12 protein-coding genes are annotated in these 18,823 nt (G+C 59.4%); 11 read left to right on the top strand and 1 reads right to left on the bottom strand.

What is annotated here, in order from left to right; genetic code table 11:
• Positions 1-851 precede the first annotated feature (851 nt).
• The 5 genes from IPJ12_12350 (at position 852) to IPJ12_12330 (ending at position 8,634) form a co-directional block, all read left to right on the top strand.
• On the top strand, positions 852-1,568 hold the full coding sequence (locus IPJ12_12350; GenBank protein ID MBK7647933.1) for a TetR family transcriptional regulator: 717 nt from the start codon (positions 852-854) through the stop codon (positions 1,566-1,568).
• 35 nt (positions 1,569-1,603) lie between these two features.
• Positions 1,604-3,958: an acyl-CoA dehydrogenase gene (locus tag IPJ12_12345; protein ID MBK7647932.1), complete on the top strand. Its 2,355-nt coding sequence runs from the start codon at positions 1,604-1,606 to the stop codon at positions 3,956-3,958.
• A 1-nt stretch (position 3,959) separates the two neighbouring features.
• Entirely contained in the window at positions 3,960-5,243 is a 1,284-nt protein-coding gene (locus IPJ12_12340; protein ID MBK7647931.1) for an acetyl-CoA C-acetyltransferase, read from the top strand.
• Between the two features lie 99 nt (positions 5,244-5,342).
• On the top strand, positions 5,343-7,244 hold the full coding sequence (locus tag IPJ12_12335) for an enoyl-CoA hydratase/isomerase family protein (protein MBK7647930.1): 1,902 nt from the start codon (positions 5,343-5,345) through the stop codon (positions 7,242-7,244).
• Positions 7,245-7,377: 133 nt separating this feature from the next.
• Positions 7,378-8,634 carry an outer membrane protein transport protein gene (locus tag IPJ12_12330; protein MBK7647929.1) on the top strand — a complete coding sequence of 419 codons (1,257 nt, stop codon included), beginning with the start codon at positions 7,378-7,380 and terminating at the stop codon, positions 8,632-8,634.
• A gap of 151 nt (positions 8,635-8,785) precedes the next feature.
• On the opposite strand, the gene IPJ12_12325 is transcribed toward IPJ12_12330, so the two are convergent.
• Positions 8,786-11,164: an EAL domain-containing protein gene (locus IPJ12_12325; GenBank protein MBK7647928.1), complete on the bottom strand. Its 2,379-nt coding sequence runs from the start codon at positions 11,162-11,164 to the stop codon at positions 8,786-8,788.
• A 148-nt stretch (positions 11,165-11,312) separates the two neighbouring features.
• Between IPJ12_12325 and IPJ12_12320 the strand changes: the two genes are divergently transcribed.
• The 6 genes from IPJ12_12320 to IPJ12_12295 all read left to right on the top strand — a co-directional run bounded on the left by IPJ12_12320 (position 11,313) and on the right by IPJ12_12295 (position 18,801).
• Complete coding sequence (locus IPJ12_12320; protein MBK7647927.1) at positions 11,313-13,712, top strand: 3-hydroxyacyl-CoA dehydrogenase/enoyl-CoA hydratase family protein; 2,400 nt, start codon at positions 11,313-11,315, stop codon at positions 13,710-13,712.
• A gap of 129 nt (positions 13,713-13,841) precedes the next feature.
• Positions 13,842-15,038 carry an acetyl-CoA C-acyltransferase gene (locus IPJ12_12315; GenBank protein MBK7647926.1) on the top strand — a complete coding sequence of 399 codons (1,197 nt, stop codon included), beginning with the start codon at positions 13,842-13,844 and terminating at the stop codon, positions 15,036-15,038.
• Between the two features lie 42 nt (positions 15,039-15,080).
• Positions 15,081-15,593 (top strand): DUF4442 domain-containing protein, encoded by a 513-nt coding sequence (locus IPJ12_12310; GenBank protein ID MBK7647925.1) that lies wholly within the window; start codon positions 15,081-15,083, stop codon positions 15,591-15,593.
• Positions 15,593-16,168, top strand: coding sequence for a chalcone isomerase family protein (locus IPJ12_12305; GenBank protein ID MBK7647924.1), 576 nt, complete (start codon positions 15,593-15,595; stop codon positions 16,166-16,168). The genes IPJ12_12310 and IPJ12_12305 overlap by 1 nt, the downstream gene beginning before the upstream one ends.
• A gap of 27 nt (positions 16,169-16,195) precedes the next feature.
• Entirely contained in the window at positions 16,196-17,854 is a 1,659-nt protein-coding gene (locus tag IPJ12_12300) for a long-chain-fatty-acid--CoA ligase (protein ID MBK7647923.1), read from the top strand.
• Positions 17,854-18,801: a nitronate monooxygenase gene (locus tag IPJ12_12295; protein ID MBK7647922.1), complete on the top strand. Its 948-nt coding sequence runs from the start codon at positions 17,854-17,856 to the stop codon at positions 18,799-18,801. The genes IPJ12_12300 and IPJ12_12295 overlap by 1 nt, the downstream gene beginning before the upstream one ends.
• Positions 18,802-18,823 lie beyond the last annotated feature (22 nt).

Below are 18,823 nucleotides of genomic sequence, written 5' to 3'. Positions count from 1 at the left end.
CCCCAACCTCTGCAGAATGGTTTGTATGTCCAACGCCATTCACCGTTATTGCGTGTAGCGATTGCGGACTACTTCTGATCGGCTTCGATATCTGTTTGCGTCGAGCGGGCAGGATGAGAGGGCTGATGACGCACTGTTTCTGGCGACCGCCTTGTCCTGGGCGACTTTTGAATTGTTGATGTGGGTCGGGTATTTGGGTGACTTCGGTAAGTCCCAATATCCGATTTCAAATTCGGTCAAAATTTCCGGTTGACCGTAGCAATGGTGAAAACGCCGCGCTGAGCCGCCGATCGAAGGAAGCGGTCGGTGCCTTTGTCCTAAAAGCAGGGGATGCTCAGCTGAAATAGTGCAATTGTCCGTCACGCCATGCATCGTCATCGATTTGCTGGTGTTGCCGCAGCCATACCATGATTCGCGGTCCTATCAGCGAATGGATACGTCCCAAATCTTCACGGCGATATCGAACGGAAGTTGGCAACTGTTTGACGTCCTGAGATTAGGCCGCCAGGGCTGCCTGGTAAATCAGCCCAATATCCCGACGCTACGCCAAACACCCCAGTGATTCATGGCCCGAAAAGGCGAAAGCCCCGCTGGGGGAGGCGGGGCTTTCGAGGTGGTCACTAAGGAGGGGGGAGAGACCACCTAGGCTGTGGGGGGCAGCGCATGAGCTAAAGATACTTGCCGGCGGGTGGTAGCTCAAGTAACGGATTGCAACAGGTAGTATCTGTTTGTGTAGCTGGACTGAATTGCCGATGGCATTGCTCGGTATTCGAGCGCAAAAAACCCTTGCAAAAGGCGTGTCTTTTTTCTATGATTAAAACGAACGTATGAATTATAAAAACAAGGAGGGGATGATGGAAGTCAGAACACTCGATACTCGCGAACGCATTCTTGACACTGCCGAACACCTGTTCATGACGCATGGTTATGAGGGAACGTCGATGCGTCAGATTACCAGCGAGGCAAGCGTCAATCTCGCTGCCGTGAATTACCACTTTGGATCCAAGGAATGTCTGATTCAAGAAGTCTTCCGTCGTCGTCTGGATTGGTTGAATGAAGAGCGCATGCGCGTTCTCGACCAACTGGAGGCAGAAGCCGTCGATCAGCCGCTCAAGCCATCGGTCATTGTCGACGCCTTTTTCGGGACCTTGTTGCGCATGGGCGGCGATGAGAAGCGAGGCGGCATGACTTTCCTGCGCTTGCTGGGGCGAACCTTGACCGAGCCTTCCGAATTCATTCGTGCCTTCCTCGCGCATGAATACAAGGGCGTGATGGATCGCTACAAGGAGGCGCTGTTCAAGGCATTGCCCGAGGTGCCCAAGGCCGAGATAGTGTGGCGCTTCCACTTCATGCTGGGCGCGACCTCCTACGCCATTGCCGGTACCGATGCGCTGCGGCTGGTGACTGACTGGCAGATTGAGGATGAGGATTCGGTAGACCGACTGGACCGCCTCGTGCCGCGCCTGATGTCCTTCCTGCTAGGTGGCCTGCGCGCACAGTTGCCCCAGTTTTCTGATGATCCGACAAGTATTGCAGTAAAAGCCGATGCTGCGGTCGACGGCAAATAATCGGCAAAAACAAAAAAATAAAAGGAGACAACAGCATGTTCAACGGCATCATTCCGCTACTTGGGTTCATCGCCCTGATGGTAGTGGTCGGGCTGGTTCTGATTCGGCCTGTGCGCCGAAGCGTGATCACCCGGCCCATTTTTTCCACCTATCGCAAGGTGCTGCCGCAGATGTCCGACACCGAGCGCGACGCGCTGGAGGCCGGCACCGTGTGGTGGGAAGGAGAGCTGTTTCGTGGCAAGCCGGACTGGCAGAAGCTGCATGGCTATCCGCAGCCAACGCTGACGCCGGCCGAGCAGTCATTTCTCGACATCGAGTGCGAGGAAGCCTGCCGACTGGTCAATGACTGGCAGGTTACTCACGAACTGTACGACCTGCCTAACGAGGCCTGGCGCTACATCAAGGACAAGGGCTTCCTCGGCATGATCATCCCGAAGAAATACGGCGGGCTGGAGTTCTCGGCTTACGCCCATTCGCAAGTGGTGACCAAGCTGTCGACGCGTTCGTCGGCGCTGTCGGTGTCGGTCATGGTGCCGAACTCGCTCGGTCCGGCCGAGTTGCTGCTGCACTACGGCACCGAGGAACAGAAGAACCATTATTTGCCGCGCCTGGCCAAGGGCATCGAAGTTCCGGCCTTTGCGCTGACCAGCCCGTGGGCCGGTTCGGATGCCGCCGCCATTCCCGATAGCGGAATCGTTTGCAAGGGCATGTGGCAGGGCAAGGAAGTGCTTGGCATGCGCGTGTCTTGGGACAAGCGTTACATCACGCTGGCGCCGGTGTGCACAGTATTCGGGCTGGCTTTCCACCTCTACGATCCAGATGGCTTTTTGGGCGACAAGAAGCACATCGGCATCACTTGTGCCTTGGTGCCCTATGATCACCCCGGTGTCGAGACGGGCCGTCGCCACTTCCCGCTCAACGCCATGTTCATGAACGGCCCGACGCGTGGCAAAGACGTTTTCATGCCGCTCGATTTCATCATCGGCGGCCCGGAAAAAGCCGGGCACGGCTGGCGGATGTTGATGGAGTGTCTGGCCGCTGGTCGTTCCATTTCGCTGCCGTCTTCCAACACCGGCATGGCGCAAATGACGGCGCGTGCGGTGGGTGGCTATGCCCGCGTGCGCAGTCAGTTCAAGATGGCGGTTGGCAAGTTCGAAGGCGTCGAGGAGGCGTTGACCCGCATCGGTGCCTACACCTACATGATGGATGCCGTGCGCAAGATGACGGCCGGTGCTGTCGATCTCGGCGAAAAGCCATCGGTGGTGTCGGCCATCGCCAAGTACCACGTGACCGAACGCGCCCGTCAGGTGGTCAATGACGGCATGGACGTGATCGGCGGCAAGGGCATCTGCCTTGGCCCGTCGAACTTCCTCGGTCGTGCCTACGAGCAGGTGCCGATCGGCATCACCGTTGAAGGCGCCAATATTCTGACCCGCTCGCTGATCATCTTCGGCCAGGGCGCCATCCGTTGCCATCCCTTCCTGTTGCCGGAAATGCAGGCGGCGCAGAACCCGGACCAGAAGCAGGGTCTGGCTGATTTTGACAAAGCGCTGTTCGGCCATATCGGCTTCACCATCAAGAACGGTTTCCGCGCCCTGTGGCTGGGCATGACCGGATCGCATTTCGCCACGGTCAACGTCGAAACGGCGCCGGAAATGAAACGTTATTACCAGCAACTGACGCGCTTCTCTGCGGCGTTTGCCTTTATGGCCGACATCTCGCTGCTGGTATTGGGCGGAAGCGTCAAGCGTCGCGAAAAGTTGTCGGCACGCCTTGGCGACATCCTCGCCCAGATGTACCTTATCTCCTGCACCCTCAAGCGCTACGAGGAAGAGGGGCGGGAAATTGAAGATGCACCTCTTGCTCACTGGGCAATCTGGGATGCGATGTACAAGGCGCAGCAGGCCTTCGACGGGGTCATCGCCAACTTCCCGATCCCCTTTGTCGGGACGTTCCTGCACCGCTCGATCTTCCCCTGGGGCCATCCGTATGTCGTGCCATCGGACGAGGTTGGCCACCAAGTTGCCAAGGCCTTGATTGCACCCTCAGCTACCCGTGATCGCCTCACTGCCGAGTGCTACCTGCCGCTGGTCGAAAGTGAGCCGGTCGGTGCGATCGAGCTGGCGCTGAAGTCGACGCTGCTCGCCGAGCCAATCGAGGCACAGATTCGGGCTGCCGAAAAGGATGGGCGTTTCGACAATAACCCGCTGGCCAATGTTCGGGATATCGCTGTTGCAGCATTTGAGGCGGGGGTGATTTCTGCGGCCGACTACGAAATCATGAAGCAGCGTAATCGCCTCCGCGACATCGTGGTTCATGTCGATGATTTCCCGTTCGATTACGGGGTGGCTTCGGCCCACAAGGCCGCAGATTCGAGGATGGCCGCCTGAAATGAGCAAGACGATCTACGTGGTTGATGGCGCGCGTTCGCCTTTTCTGAAAGCGCAGAAAGGGCCGGGAATTTTCGCGGCATCCGACCTCGCGATGCAGGCGGGACGGGCGCTGCTGCTACGCCAGCCGTTCGAACCGAGCGATCTCGACGAAGTCATTCTCGGCTGTGCCGCACCGTCGCCGGACGAAACCAACATCGGCCGCATGGTCGCCCTGCGCCTCGGCTGCGGCAAGAAGGTGCCCGGCTGGACGGTGATGCGCAATTGCGCGTCAGGCATGCAGGCCATCGACTCGGCGATTGCCAACATTCAGTGCGGGCGTTCCGAACTGGTGCTGGCCGGCGGCGTCGACGCGCTCTCAAGGGCACCGTTGCTCTATTCGGACGCCATGGTGCGCTGGTTCGCCGGCATGATGGCGATGCGCACGGTCAACCAGAAAATTGGTCATTTTTCGAAATTGCCGCTGGCCGAGTTGCTGAAGCCGGTCATTGGTTTGATGAAGGGCTTGACCGACCCGGTTGTCGGCTTGCTGATGGGCCAGACAGCCGAAAATCTGGCCTGGAAATTTGGCATCAACCGCCAGCAGATGGACGAATTCGCCGTCAAAAGTCACTTGAAAGCGATGTCCGCCCGCGCCGCAGGGTATTTCGGCGAGATCGTCCCGGTCGTCGATAGGCAAGGCAAAGTTTACGCCGAGGATGATGGCGTACGCGCCGACGCCAGCATGGCTGGCATGGCCAAGCTGAAGCCTTTCTTCGACAAGAAATACGGCAACATCACGGCGGCTAACAGTTCGCAGATTACCGACGGTGCCGCCTGGGTGATTCTGGCTTCCGAAGAAGCAGTCAATAAATGGGAGCTAAACCCTATCGGCAAGATCGTCGACAGCGAATGGGCCGGACTCGATCCGGCGCAGATGGGGCTTGGCCCGGTGCATGCCACGACACCCATCTTGCAACGCCACGGCCTCGGACTGAATGACATCGATTACTGGGAGCTGAACGAAGCCTTTGCAGCGCAGGTGCTGGGCTGTCAGGCTGCGTGGCAATCCGATGAATATTGCCGTGAGCAGCTTGAATTGCCCGGCGCACTCGGTGCCATCGACGACGAAAAACTCAATGTGGATGGTGGCGCTGTCGCCATCGGCCACCCGGTCGGTGCCTCCGGCGCCCGCATCGTGCTGCATCTGCTGCACGTGCTACGCCGGAACAAGGCCAGACGTGGGATTGCCACGATTTGTATTGGCGGCGGGCTGGGTGGCGCGATGCTGGTGGAGGCGCTCTGAGATGAAAGAAAATTTCAATTTCGGCCAGTTTTTCCGGTTGACCACGCACCGAAGGAAGCACCCTTGGGGTGTAGCGATCGGCCAGCGGGAGAAAAGCGCATGAAACACTGGCAACTGATCATGGAAGAAAGTGGCATCGTCGTCGCCATGCTCGACAAGGCCGGTGAATCGGCCAATTCGTTGTCTGCAGAGGTGATGGCCGAGTTTGGCGAAATCCTCGACCAACTCGACAAGCAAGCGCCCAAGGGGCTGATCATCCGCTCCGGCAAAGACGCCGGGTTCATCGCAGGCGCCGACATCGAGGAATTTTCGCAACTCGACACGGCTGAAAAAGGTAGGGTGCTGGTTGCGCGTGGCTGGAACCTGTTCAATCGTCTGGCGGCAGTGTCCTACCCGACGCTGGCGCTGGTCCGTGGTCACTGCCTGGGTGGCGGCCTGGAACTATCGCTCGCTTGCCGCTACTTGCTGGCGGTCGACGAACCCGGCACCAAGATGGGCTTGCCGGAAGTCATGCTGGGCATCTTCCCCGGCTGGGGGGGCATGCTGCGTTTGCCGAAGCGCGTTGGTCCGGCTGCGGCACTTGACCTGATGCTGACCGGGAAGACGCTGGACGCCAAACGAGCAAAAAAAATGGGGCTGGCCGACGATTGCGTGCCGCCGCGCGTCATGGAAATGGCGGCTCGCCAACTGGTAATGTCTGGTCAGCCACGTCGGCCCTTGCCTCTGTTGCAGCGCCTGCTCAACGGCCCGTTGAAATCGCTTGTCGCCAACGGCGCCCGCAAGCAGGTGGCGAAAAAGGCCCGGACCGAACACTACCCGGCACCGTACGCCATTATCGATCTGTGGGCGAAGCACGACGGCAATGCGCTGGCCGCTCCGGAGGTAATCGACCGCATCATCACCTCGCCGACGGCGCGCAATCTGGTCCGCGTCTATCACCTGCAGGAACGGCTGAAGGGCTTCGGCAAGGCATCGGATTTCAAGACGAGGCGCGTTCATGTCGTCGGCGCCGGCGTTATGGGTGGCGACATTGCCGCCTGGTGCGCCCTGCGCGGCATGACGGTGACCTTGCAGGACCAGACGCTGGAACGGATTGCCCCGGCGCTCAAGCGCGCTCATGCCCTGTTCACCAAGCGCCTGCGCGAGCCGCTGAAAATCCGTGACGCCTTCGACCGCCTGATCCCCGATCCGAACGGCGATGGCGTAGCGCATGCCGATGTGGTCATTGAAGCGATTTTCGAAAACGTCGAGGCCAAGCACGCGCTGTTCAATGTGCTTGAACAGCGCATGAAACCGGGTGCCGTGCTGGCGACCAATACCTCCAGCCTTAAACTCGAAGACCTGCGCACCGTGCTCAGCAAGCCGGAACGCCTGGTTGGCATCCATTTCTTCAACCCGGTGGCGATGATGCCACTGGTCGAAGTCGTCGAGGCGGAAGGCGCCGATCCGGCTGTCGTGCAGGCGGCCTGCGCCTTCGTCAAACAGATCGACAAGCTGCCGCTGCCGGTGAAAAGTGCGCCGGGATTCCTGGTCAACGCCGTGCTGGCGCCCTACATGCTGGCCGCCATGCGTGCGGTCGACGAGGGAATTTCGCCGGAAGCAGTCGACGAAGCCATGCTCGCCTTCGGCATGCCGATGGGGCCGATCGAGCTGATCGATACCGTCGGTCTCGATATTGCCATGGCGGCCGGCAAGCAACTGGCCGGTGGGGCCGATGCGCCGCGTTGCCTGATCGAACGTGTCGAGAAAGGGCAGCTTGGCAAGAAGAGCGGGCAGGGCTTTTACGACTGGTCGTCGGGCCGTGCGACAAAGGCCGCTGCCGGCAGCGTGCCAGCCGGTTTGGCTGAAAGACTGATGACCCCGTTGATTGATCGTGTTGAAAAACTGGTCGCCGATGGTGTGGTTGCAGATGCAGCGTTGGCGGATGCCGGCGTGATTTTCGGCACCGGCTTTGCCCCCTTTACCGGCGGGCCGATGCACTTTCGTTCCCAATCCGGCTAGCACCGTTGCCTATTGCCAACGGCCGTCTAGATTTAAAAGATGCAATTTGTATTCGAAGTGTTGGTGTTTGATTTTACCGAAGCAGCAATCCCGGGAAGATATTTCCCGATATAACAAAACAGGAGACAAAACCATGAACAAGTCCACTCTGCGCCTGATGCCGGCGCTGATTACCATCGCGTTTTCAGGAAGTGCCGCAGCAGCCGGGTTCCAGCTGCTCGAACAAAACGCCAGCGGAATTGGTAATGCCTATGCTGGCTCGGCGGCGGTTGCCGACAATGCGAGCACCATTTTCTACAACCCGGCCGGCATGACTCAACTACAGCATATCGAAGTTTCCGGGGGGCTGTCGGTTGTCGGGACGAGCTTCCAGTTTTCTGACCAAGGCTCCACCGCGGGTGCCTTCGCCGGAACCGGAAATGGCGGCGACGGCGGTAATGTAGGCGTCATTCCCAATGGCTATCTGTCGTGGGGGCTGACCAAGGACCTGTATGTCGGTCTTGGTGTCGGCGCCCCGTTTGGCCTCAAGACGCATTACGACGATCGCTGGGTTGGCGCCGCCCAATCGCGTGAATTCGATGTCAAGACCTACAACCTCAACCCATCGGTGGCCTATCGGATCAACGACTTTGTCTCAGTGGGCGGAGGCCTGAACTGGCAGCGCCTGGAGGCAACTTACAAGCGCGCGGCGGCGATCAGTCTGGCCGGTTCACAGTCACCGTTGACGCTGACGCTCGATGACAACTCCTGGGGCTGGAACATTGGTGCACTATTTACGCTGACGCCGCAAACCAAGGTCGGCGTGTCGTACCGATCCGAAGTGAAATATCACACCAGCGGCAAAATCGACATTACCGGGCCGCTGGCTGCCGGTAGCTCGGACGCCAAGGCGGATATCACGCTACCGGATGTGTTCATTCTGAGTGCGACTCACAAGTTGACGGATCGCGTCGAATTGCTGGCAGATGTCTCGCGGACGGGCTGGAGCAGCATTCCGAAGGTGGACATCATGCGGGCATCGGGCGCAGGGATAGGCACGATCGCCCAAACCCTCGACACCGACTTCAGGGATACCTGGCGTTTCGCGCTGGGGGCCAACTACAAACTCAACAACGAGTGGATGCTGAAGGGCGGGGTGGCTTACGACCAGACGCCGGTCAAGGGGCCGACGACGCGACTGGTATCGCTGCCGGACAATGATCGCACCTGGTTCAGCCTTGGCGCGCAATGGAAGCCATCCAAAGCACTGACGCTGGATGTCGGTGGCACCTACCTGTACGTCAAGGATACGACGATTGACAACAATCAACCGCCAGCCCGCGGCCGTGTTGTTGGAACTTATCAGGACAGCGCCTGGATCTTTGGCGCTCAGGCGTCGATGTCCTTCTGACCCCGTCTTGCACAAGTGCTCAAATCCCCGGCGCGTCCGGGGATTTTTTTGAATTCCGGCAAAATTTCCGGTTGACCGCAGGAAGGGGTGTCGTCCGCATTTGTGCGGTTTGACCGACGTAATTTATGCAGCTTGGGGTTAGAGCTGCCGCTTATCCTGCCTGGCCCAGCCATCGCTCGGCGATGCCGGCGGCACCCACCGGTCGTGCAAAGTAATAGCCTTGCAATTGGTCACAGCCTGCCTCGCGCAACATCTCGGCCTGCTCACTCGATTCAACCCCTTCGGCGACCACGGTCAGGTTAAGCAGGCGACTGAGCGAAACGATGGTCTGGATGATGGCCTGTGAGGTCGGATTCTTCTCGGCTTCGTGAACGAAGGCGCGGTCAATCTTCATGATATCGATCGGCATATGCCGCAAATAGGCCAGGCTGGAGTGGCCGGTGCCGAAATCGTCGATGGCGATTCGGATACCCATGTTTCGAATCTCGCTGAGCAGGGGCAGGGTTTTTTCCGGCATGGACATAAGGACGCTTTCGGTCACCTCGATTTCCAGAAAACCCCGTGGCAAGCCGTGGCGCTGGATGGCGTTGCGGATTTTCCCGGCCAGGTCCTGATGGATCAGCTGTCGGGCAGATACGTTGACCGCAACGTTCTGCCATCCGTAACCGGCCTGATGCCATTCGGCCATCTGCCGGCAAGCCTGGTCGATCACCGACTCGCCGAGTGCTTCAATCAGGCCGGATTCCTCGGCGACCGGAATGAAGAGATCCGGGCGCACAAATCCATGGCCTGACCGTTCCCAGCGAACGAGTCCTTCGAAACCGGTGGGCGATCCATTGACTGCATCGATCTTGGGTTGGTAGTGCAGGGACAGTTCATTGTTCGCCAGTGCCTTGCGTAAAGCGGTTTCAAGCTCACGGCGGGCATTGGCTTGTTCCGACATGGCCGCATGAAAGTAATTGAAACGGTTTTTGCCGGCCGCCTTGGCAGCATAAAGTGCCATGTCGGCATTTTTCATCAATTCGTCGATGGTGGTGCCGTCCTTCGGATAAATGGAAATCCCGATCGACGTATTGACGTAAAGACTGGCCCCCGAAAGCTCGATGGGTGTTTCAAGCGCCCGCCGCAACTTTCTGGCGAGCAGGGCACAGTCGTCCTCGTCAGCAATGACGTTCATCAAGACGACGAATTCGTCACCGCCCAGTCTTGCCAGCGTGTCGCTGGCTCGAATACAGCCCAGAAGGCGGTTGGCAACTTCCTTAAGCAGCAAGTCGCCGACTTCATGACCCAGCGTGTCGTTGATTGATTTGAACTGATCCAGATCGAGGAAAAGAACGCCCACCAGACTCGTGTTGCGCAGGGCACGGGTAATCGCCATCCGCAAATGCTCATGCAGCAGGCTGCGATTGGCCAGTCCGGTCAGTGGGTCATGACAGGCCATATGCCTGAGTTGTTCGTCCTTGTGAAAATCTTCGGTGATGTCATTGAAGACGGAGACGTAGTGGGTAGTCGTGCCGTCGGCGTCCCGCACTGCATCGATACTGCGTCGTTCAAGAAAAACGCCGCCATCTTGCCGCCGGCTCCACATTTCCCCTTCCCATTTGCCTTCGCTGAGCAACTGTTGTTTAAGGTGATCGTAATGCTGGCGATCCTGTTTTTCGGAAAGTAGCAGGTTGGCCGGCTGGCCGAGCACATCGGCAACGGCATAGCCGGTGATTCGGGAGAATGCCGGATTGACCTCAATGATGAGGCCGTTCGGGTCGGTCACCATGATCCCCTCGGCGGTGTTCTGGATAACCGAATAGGCGAGACGATTGCGCTCCGTGCGAAACGCTATTTCGCGCTCAAGATGGGTATTTTGTTCGCGCAGGGCCGCTTCGGCCTTTCTCAAGTCAACATTGAGCTGTTCGACTTCGCTGCGCTTTTTTTGAACGTCGTCGAGAAGTTGCTGGTTTTCAAAACGCTTCAGGTTGGCCTCAAGCAGCAGTCTTCGTGCGTTGGCATGGCTGATCAGCATGACGACAAAAAAGCAGAGACCCAGCGAACGGATAACGGGCGCAGCCAAACTGGATTCGAGCAGGATGGAGCCAGGCACCAGCACGCAGAACAGATAAAAGCGGGCAGGCCATTTGACTGGCGACAGGACGGTAGCTGCACCCCCTGCCAGCCCTGCCATGATGCAGACAATGACGAATTGTTCGGGTTCGGATGCCTGCGGAAAGATCAAATAAGGCAAAGCGGCCCACAGCAGCGAGTTAAGCACCAGCGGGATGTTGAAAAGACGCTCGCGCAGGCGAATACTTAGCCGTTCGGTGTGCCGGAGGACGTAGGCAATGATGATGCCTCGTCCGACAACGATGGTCACGGCACTGATCAGCCAGGGAAGGTGGATGAGTGCATCCCTGCTGAACCAGTGAATCCACGCGATCGCGGCAATGGCGATCAACGTCATGGGTATGCCGCCCCTGCCATGGTGAAAGGCTTCGCGGATCAGCGCGTCACGCAACGGTTCGTCGTTGGGGAGGGACAAGGTTATTTTTGTGGGGTTGTTTCTCGTTACTTTATCGAATCTTGACTGAGAGACAAAAAGAAGTTGACCCTGAGTGCACCACGTCTATAATTCAAACGTTCGTTTTAGTTTTTCGAAACGGAAAAAAACAGACAAAAAGGAGATGCAATTGAACAAGTTGATCGTGAAAAAAGCGGCCGTTCTCGGCGCCGGCGTGATGGGGGCGCAGATTGCCGCGCACCTCGCCAATGCCAACGTGCCGGTCGTGCTGTTTGACCTGCCGGCCAAGGAGGGCGACAAGAACGGTATCGTGAAGAAGGCCCTCGACGGCCTCAAGAAACTGGACCCGGCCCCGCTGGCCGGCAAGGGCAAGCTGAAATTCATCGACGCCGCCAACTACGACGAGCACCTGCCGCTGCTCGCCGAGTGCGATCTGGTCATCGAGGCCATCGCCGAGCGCATGGACTGGAAGAACGATCTCTATGCAAAGATTGCACCGCATCTCGGCGCGCGGACCATCGTTGCGTCCAATACCTCCGGCCTGTCGATGAACGCGCTGGCGCAGGGGCTGCCGGCAGACGTTCGCCCGCGCTTCTGCGGCATTCACTTCTTCAATCCGCCGCGCTATATGCATCTGGTCGAGATTATCGGCACGCAGAGTACCGACGCCAGCACGCTGGACGCGCTGGAGACCTGGCTGACCTCACGCCTCGGCAAGGGCGTCATCCGGGCGCTGGATACGCCGAACTTCGTCGCCAACCGGATTGGCGTGTTTTCCATTCTCGCCGTCATGCATCACACCCAGGCTTTCGGCCTGGGCTTTGATGAAGTCGATGCGCTGACCGGCCCCAAGATCGGCCGTCCGAAGAGCGCCACCTATCGCACTGCCGATGTGGTCGGCCTGGATACGCTGGCCCACGTCGTTAATACGATGAAGGACACGTTGCCGAATGATCCGTGGCACGCCTATTTCACCAATCCGGCCTGGCTGCAGGCACTGATCGCGCAGGGCGCGCTGGGCCAGAAGACCCGCTGCGGCATTTTCCGCAAGCAGGGCAAGGAAATCCAGGTGCTCGATCTGGCCGCGCAGGATTACCGTGTCTCGGCCGGCGAGATTGCTGAAGAAGTCGGCGCCATCCTGAAGATGAAGAATCCGGCGGAAAAGTTTGCTGCATTGTGTGCTTCGTCGCATCCGCAGGCGCAGTTCCTGTGGGCCATCTTCCGCGATATTTTCCATTACGCAGCGGTTCAGCTGGAGAACGTGGCCGACAACGCCCGCGACCTCGATTTCGCCATGCGCTGGGGCTTCGGCTGGGCGCAGGGTCCGTTTGAAACCTGGCAAGCGGCCGGTTGGGGCGACATCGCGCAAGCGATTGCCGCCGATATCGCCGCCGGCAAGGCCATGAGCGCCACGCCGCTGCCGGCCTGGGCGCTGGAAGTCGGGCGAACCGGCGTACATGCGGCTGAAGGTTCGTACTCTGCTAGCAAGAATGCCTATGTGGCCCGGTCGACACTGCCGGTCTATCAGCGCCAGCTGTTCCCCGAGCGCGTGCTGGGCGAAGCCGGTGCCACCCCGGAAAAATCTGGCGAAACGCTCTACGAAAACGACGGGGTGCGCCTTTGGGTGCTTCCCGCGGTCGACCGGAAAATTGGCGTTATTTCCATAAAATCGAAGATGCACACGATCGGCGATGAAGTGCTGGATGGGGTCATCGCCGCCGTGCGTCAAGCAGAAACGACGCTCGATGGCGTGGTGATCTGGCATGAAGCACCGTTCGCCGTGGGTGCCAATCTGGCTCAGGTATCCGAAGCCATTGCCGCCGGCCAGTTCGAAATGCTCGAAAAGACCGTCGAGAAATTCCAGCGCGCCTCGCAGACCTTGAAGTATGCGCAGGTGCCGGTGGTTGCCGCAGTGCAGGGTATGGCCCTCGGCGGCGGTTGTGAATTCGTCATGCATGCCGGCAAGCGGGTGATGGCGCTGGAAAGCTACGTCGGCCTCGTTGAAGCCGGCGTCGGGCTGATCCCGGCCGGTGGTGGCTGCAAGGAATTTGCCGTGCGTGCGGCCGAATGGGCAGCGCAGTCGGCGACGCCGGGCGAGGTGTTCAATTTCCTGCAGCCGGTGTTCCAGACCATCGCCATGGCCAAGGTCGCCAAGAGCGCCTTTGAAGCGGTCGAGTTCGGTTTCGCCAGGCCCACGGACACCATCCTGTTCAACGCCAACGAACTGCTGTTCGTCGCCATCACGGAAGCCCGCGCCATGGCCGAGGCCGGTTACGCGCCACCGACCATGGCGCGCGGCATCCCGGTGGCGGGCAAGACCGGCATCGCCAATTTCGAGATGATGTTGGTCAATATGAAGGAGGGCGGCATGATTTCCGCCCACGACTACAAGGTGGCCAAGGCGGCTGCCATCGCGCTGTGTGGCGGCGAGGTCGAGACCGGCAGTCTGGTTGATGAGGAATGGCTGATCACCGTCGAGCGCCGGCTGTTTGTCGAGCTGCTGAAGACACCCGAAACCCAGGCCCGGATCAAGCACATGCTCGATACCGGCAAGCCGCTGCGCAACTAATTCCATGTCCTCGCCGCGCCATAACTTTGTCGCCGCCGCTCGCCGTACTAATCGTACTGTCTGCGCGCCGGCTTCGCGTTCTGGCGCAGCGCCGACACGGAATCCAGCTCTCCGAGGAGACAAAGAAAAATGAGCAAACAGATTCAAGACGCCTACATCGTCGCCGCCACCCGTCTGCCGGTGGCCAAGAAGAACGGCATGTTCAAGAACGTACGGCCGGATGACATGCTGGCCCACGTGATCCGCTCGGTCGTCGGCCAGGTGCCGGGCATCGATCCGGCCCGCATTGGCGATGTCATCGTCGGTTGCGCCATGCCGGAAGCGGAGCAGGGCATGAATGTCGCCCGCATCGGCCTGTTGCTGGCCGGGCTGCCAAACACCGTGCCGGGCATGACCATCAACCGATTCTGCTCTTCAGGCGTGCAGGCGGTGGCCGATGCCGCCAACCAGATTCGTCTGGGCCTGGCTGACGTGATGATCGCCGCCGGTACCGAGTCGATGAGCGTGATGCCGCAAATGCTGGGCAACAAGATGGCGATGAACCCGGCGTTCTTCACCGACGACAATGTTGCCATCGCCTACGGTATGGGCCTGACCGCCGAGACGGTGGCGAAGCAGTGGAAGATCAGCCGCGAGGCGCAGGATGCCTTCGCGGTCGAGTCGCACCGCCGGGCCTGTGCGGCGATTGCCGCCGGTCATTTCAAGGCTGAGATTTCGCCCTACACCGTGCGCGAAAGTCTGCCCGATCTGGCCTCCGGCGAGATTCGGCTGCGCGAATACATGGCCGATACCGATGAAGGTCCGCGCCCCGATTCCGCCCTCGATAAGCTGGCCAAACTGAAGCCGGTTTTCAATGTCCGCGGTTCGGTGACGGCGGGTAATTCATCGCAGATGTCGGACGGTGCCGCAGCTGTCATGCTGGTCTCGGAAAAGGTGCTCAAGGAACACAATCTGACCCCGCTGGCCCGCTTCGCCGGGTACGCAGTGGCCGGCGTGGCGCCCGAGATCATGGGCATTGGCCCGATTGCCGCGATTCCCAAGGTGCTGGCACAGGTTGGCATCACGCAGGATCAGCTGGACTGGATCGAGCTCAACGAAGCCTTTGCTGCCCAGTCGCTGGCAGTGATGCAGGAGCTCGGCATCAACCCGGACAAGGTGAATCCGCTGGGTGGCGCCATTGCACTCGGCCACCCGCTCGGGGCCACCGGCGCCATCCGCATGGCGACCGTGGTGCACGGTTTGCAGCGCACCGGCGGCAAATACGGCATGGTGACGATGTGCATCGGCACCGGCATGGGGGCGGCCGGCATTATCGAGCGCATTTGAGCATGCTGCGGTCAACCGGAAAAATCGGCCAAAATTGAAATCATGAAACCCGCCTGGCTGGCCAAACTTTCTCCCGCCTGGCGGGCGCGCATGGTGCGTTTGGGGTTCAATTTTCATCCGGCCTTTCGCGGCACGGGTGGGCGGGTGACGCATGTGGCGAAGGACTTGCGTCACATCCGGATTCGTCTGTCGCTGAACTGGAAGACAAAGAATATCGTCGGGTCGCTGTACGGTGGTTCGCTGTTTGCCATCACCGACGGGGCGCATCCGATGATGCTGATGGCTGCGCTGGGTGACGATTACATTATCTGGGACAAGGCGGCGAGCATTCGCTACCGCAAGCCCGGGTTTTCAACGCTGTATGCCGATTTCGTCCTGGATGATGCAGAACTGGCAGAGATCAGGGCCGAGCTGGCGAATAACATGGAGCTTGAGCGGACTTATCTGGTCGAATTGAAAGACAAGCAAGGTATCGTGCATACCGTGGTTGAGCGTACGGTGTATATCGCCGACAAAACTTACTACCGACAAAAGAGCGGTGGAGGAGACAAGTAATGATGACATCGACAAGTGTGCGGCGCACGGCGCTGATTGCTGTACTGCTGACTGTTCCGGGCTTGCATGCCGCCGAGGTGGCAGGTGTGAAAGTGGACGACAAAATCCAGGTCGGCAGCAGTGAGCTGCTACTCAATGGTGCCGGCCTGCGTAGCAAGTTTTTCATCAAGGTGTATGTCGGCGCCCTCTATGTTGGCCAGAAGGCGACGACCCCGGCGGCGATCTACGACAGTCCGCAGCCGCGCCGTATCGTGATGCGCCTGCTGCGTGACCTTGATGCGCAATCGCTCAACGAGTCCCTCGACGATGGGCTGAAGAGCAATCACACGCCCACCGAACTGGCCCTGATGAAACCCCTGGCCGACCAATTGGCCGGCATTATGAAGGCTATCGGCAAAGCCAGGGAAGGCGATACCATCGCCATCGATTTCTCGGCAGACGGTATTGCCGTCAGCCTGAACGGGGAGGTGCGGGGCAAGGTGGCCGGAGCGGGCTTCGCAAAAGCCCTGCTCAAGGTCTGGTTGGGCGACAAGCCGGCAGATGCCTCGCTGAAGAAGGCACTGCTCGGCAGTTAGTGCGGTCATAGCTGGAGGAGACAAAAAATGGAAAAGATCTGGCTACAAAGCTATCCAAATGGCGTGCCGGCGGTGATCGACATCGATCATATCCCGTCGCTCGTCGCGCTGTTCGAAACGGCGTGCACGCAGTACGCCGACAAGGTTGCCTACATCAGCATGGGCAAGGAGATGACCTATCGGCAACTCGATGCGGAGAGCAAGGCCTTTGCCGGCTGGTTGCAGGCCCGGGGCTACCAGAAGGGCGAGCGTGTTGCGTTGATGATGCCGAACTTGCTGCAATACCCGGTCACGCTGTTTGGCACCTTGCGCGCCGGTTGCGTGGTGGTCAATTGCAACCCGCTTTACACACCGCGCGAGCTGGAGCACCAGCTGAAAGATTCCGGCGCGACGGCCATCGTCATCGTCGAAAACTTTGCTCATACGCTGCAGCAGGTAGTGAGTCGTACCGCGATCAAGGACATCATCGTCACGCCGATGGGTGAAATGCTCGGCCTCAAGGGGGTAGTCGTCAATTTTATCGTGCGCCACATCAAGAAACTGGTACCAGCGTGGTCGTTGTCTGGCGCCCTTGGCTTCAAGCAGGCGCTGGCAACCGGCCGCCGCCATGGCTGGACGCCGGTGCCACTGACCCGGGACGACATTGCCTTCCTGCAATACACCGGTGGCACGACCGGGATTTCAAAGGGGGCGATGCTGACTCATGCCAACATCGCATCGAATGTGATCCAGGCCTACAGCTGGATCAAGCCGGTGCTGCGCGACGGACAAGAGTTCATCATCACTGCCTTGCCGCTTTATCACATCTTCGCCCTGACCGCGAACTGCCTGACCTTCATGATGATTGGTGCCCGCAACCTGCTGATCGCCAATCCGCGTGACATCCCCGGCTTTGTCAGGGAGTGGGGCAAATACCCGGTGACGGTGGTGACGGGGGTTAATACCTTGTTTAATGCGTTGCTCAACGATCCCGATTTTGCCAAGCTTGATTTTTCGACCATGCGCGTCACGCTGGGCGGTGGCATGGCGGTACAGGGACCGGTGGCCGACAAATGGCGGCAGGTGACCGGTTCCACCCTGTTGCAGGCCTACGGCCTGACCGAAACATCGCCGGCAGCGACCATCAATCCGCTCGATATGGGCGAGTTCAATGGCTCCATCGGCCTGCCGATATCGTCGACGGAGGTCTCGATCCGCGACGATGACGGGCTCGAGGTACCCATTACGCAGGTGGGCGAAATCTGCATTCGTGGCCCGCAGGTCATGAAAGGTTACTGGCAGCGGCAGGATGAAACCGATCTGGTGTTTTATCCGGATCGCTTCCTGCGCACGGGCGACATGGGTTATGTCGACAAAAAAGGCTTCGTTTTTCTGGTTGACCGCAAGAAGGACATGATTCTGGTCTCCGGCTTCAACGTCTATCCGAACGAAGTCGAAGAGGCGGTGGCCATGCATCCGGGCGTCATGGATGTCGCCGCCATCGGCGTACCCGACGAGCATTCCGGCGAGGCGGTAAAAATCTTCGTGGTTCGCAAGGACCCGAAAGTCACCGAGCGCATGCTGATCGATCACTGCCGCGGCCTGCTCACTGGTTACAAGATTCCGAAACATGTCGAATTCCGCGATGACCTGCCGCGTACCAACGTCGGCAAGATTCTTCGTCGCGCATTGAAAGAGGGGGCGTAATGGCCATTCCGGCTTCACTGAACAAGAATCTGACGCTGCCTGTCCTCTGTGCGCCGATGTTCATCGTCTCCAATCCCGATCTGGTCATTGCCCAGTGCAAGAGCGGCGTGATCGGCTCATTTCCGGCGCTGAATGCCCGGCCGAAGGAGGCGCTGGATGAGTGGCTGTCCCGCATCAAAGCCGAACTGGCGGCTGACTCCAAGGCTGCGCCATTTGCCGTCAACCAGATCATCCACCCCTCCAATGAACGGCTGGAACATGACATGGCGCTGTGCATCCAGCACGAAGTGCCGCTGATCATCACCAGCCTGTCGGCGCCCACCGCCATCGTCCCGCCCGTCCATGCCTACGGTGGCAAGGTCTTCCACGACGTGATCAGCGTTCGCCATGCCGAAAAGGCGCTTGAAGCCGGTGTTGATGGCCTGATCCTGGTGTGCGCCGGGGCCGGTGGCCATGCCGGCATGCTCAGCCCCTTTGCGCTGGTCGGCGAAATTCGCAAGTTCTACGACGGGCCGATCATTCTTTCCGGGGCAATCACCAACGGTGCGGCGATTCTTTCGGCACAGGCCATGGGCGCCGATCTCGCCTATATCGGGACGCGTTTCATTGCGACCCGTGAAGCCAATGCGGGCGAAGCCTACAAGCAGGCCATCGTCGATTCGGCGGCGGCCGATGTCGTCTACACCCCGTATTTCACCGGGGTGCATGGTAACTACCTGAAAAAAAGCATCCTTGCCGCCGGCCTCGATCCGGCCAATCTGCCCGAGAAGGACAAGACCTCGATGAACTTCGGGGGTGCCACCGCGGCCAAGGCCTGGAAAGACATCTGGGGCGCCGGGCAGGGTGTCGGCATGATCGACGACGTGTGGCCGACCGCCGAACTGGTGGCTCGCCTGAAGCAGGAATACCGCGCCGCCAAGGCAGCGTTGTGCAGCAATCCATTCTGAAATAATAACGAGGAGACCGAAA

Source organism: Betaproteobacteria bacterium (assembly GCA_016709965.1).
GTDB classification, from domain to species: Bacteria; Pseudomonadota; Gammaproteobacteria; order Burkholderiales; family Rhodocyclaceae; genus Azonexus; species Azonexus amarohabitans.
The sequence above is the reverse complement of the archived record's forward strand: the minus strand, read 5'-3'. Positions and strand labels throughout refer to the sequence as shown.

Coding starts and splice junctions, on each gene's coding strand:
- IPJ12_12350 (MBK7647933.1), top strand. CDS start 852: ATGATGGAAGTCAGAACACTCGATACTCGCGAACGCATTCTTGACACT.
- IPJ12_12345 (MBK7647932.1), top strand. CDS start 1,604: ATGTTCAACGGCATCATTCCGCTACTTGGGTTCATCGCCCTGATGGTA.
- IPJ12_12340 (MBK7647931.1), top strand. CDS start 3,960: ATGAGCAAGACGATCTACGTGGTTGATGGCGCGCGTTCGCCTTTTCTG.
- IPJ12_12335 (MBK7647930.1), top strand. CDS start 5,343: ATGAAACACTGGCAACTGATCATGGAAGAAAGTGGCATCGTCGTCGCC.
- IPJ12_12330 (MBK7647929.1), top strand. CDS start 7,378: ATGAACAAGTCCACTCTGCGCCTGATGCCGGCGCTGATTACCATCGCG.
- IPJ12_12315 (MBK7647926.1), top strand. CDS start 13,842: ATGAGCAAACAGATTCAAGACGCCTACATCGTCGCCGCCACCCGTCTG.
- IPJ12_12310 (MBK7647925.1), top strand. CDS start 15,081: ATGAAACCCGCCTGGCTGGCCAAACTTTCTCCCGCCTGGCGGGCGCGC.
- IPJ12_12305 (MBK7647924.1), top strand. CDS start 15,593: ATGATGACATCGACAAGTGTGCGGCGCACGGCGCTGATTGCTGTACTG.
- IPJ12_12300 (MBK7647923.1), top strand. CDS start 16,196: ATGGAAAAGATCTGGCTACAAAGCTATCCAAATGGCGTGCCGGCGGTG.
- IPJ12_12295 (MBK7647922.1), top strand. CDS start 17,854: ATGGCCATTCCGGCTTCACTGAACAAGAATCTGACGCTGCCTGTCCTC.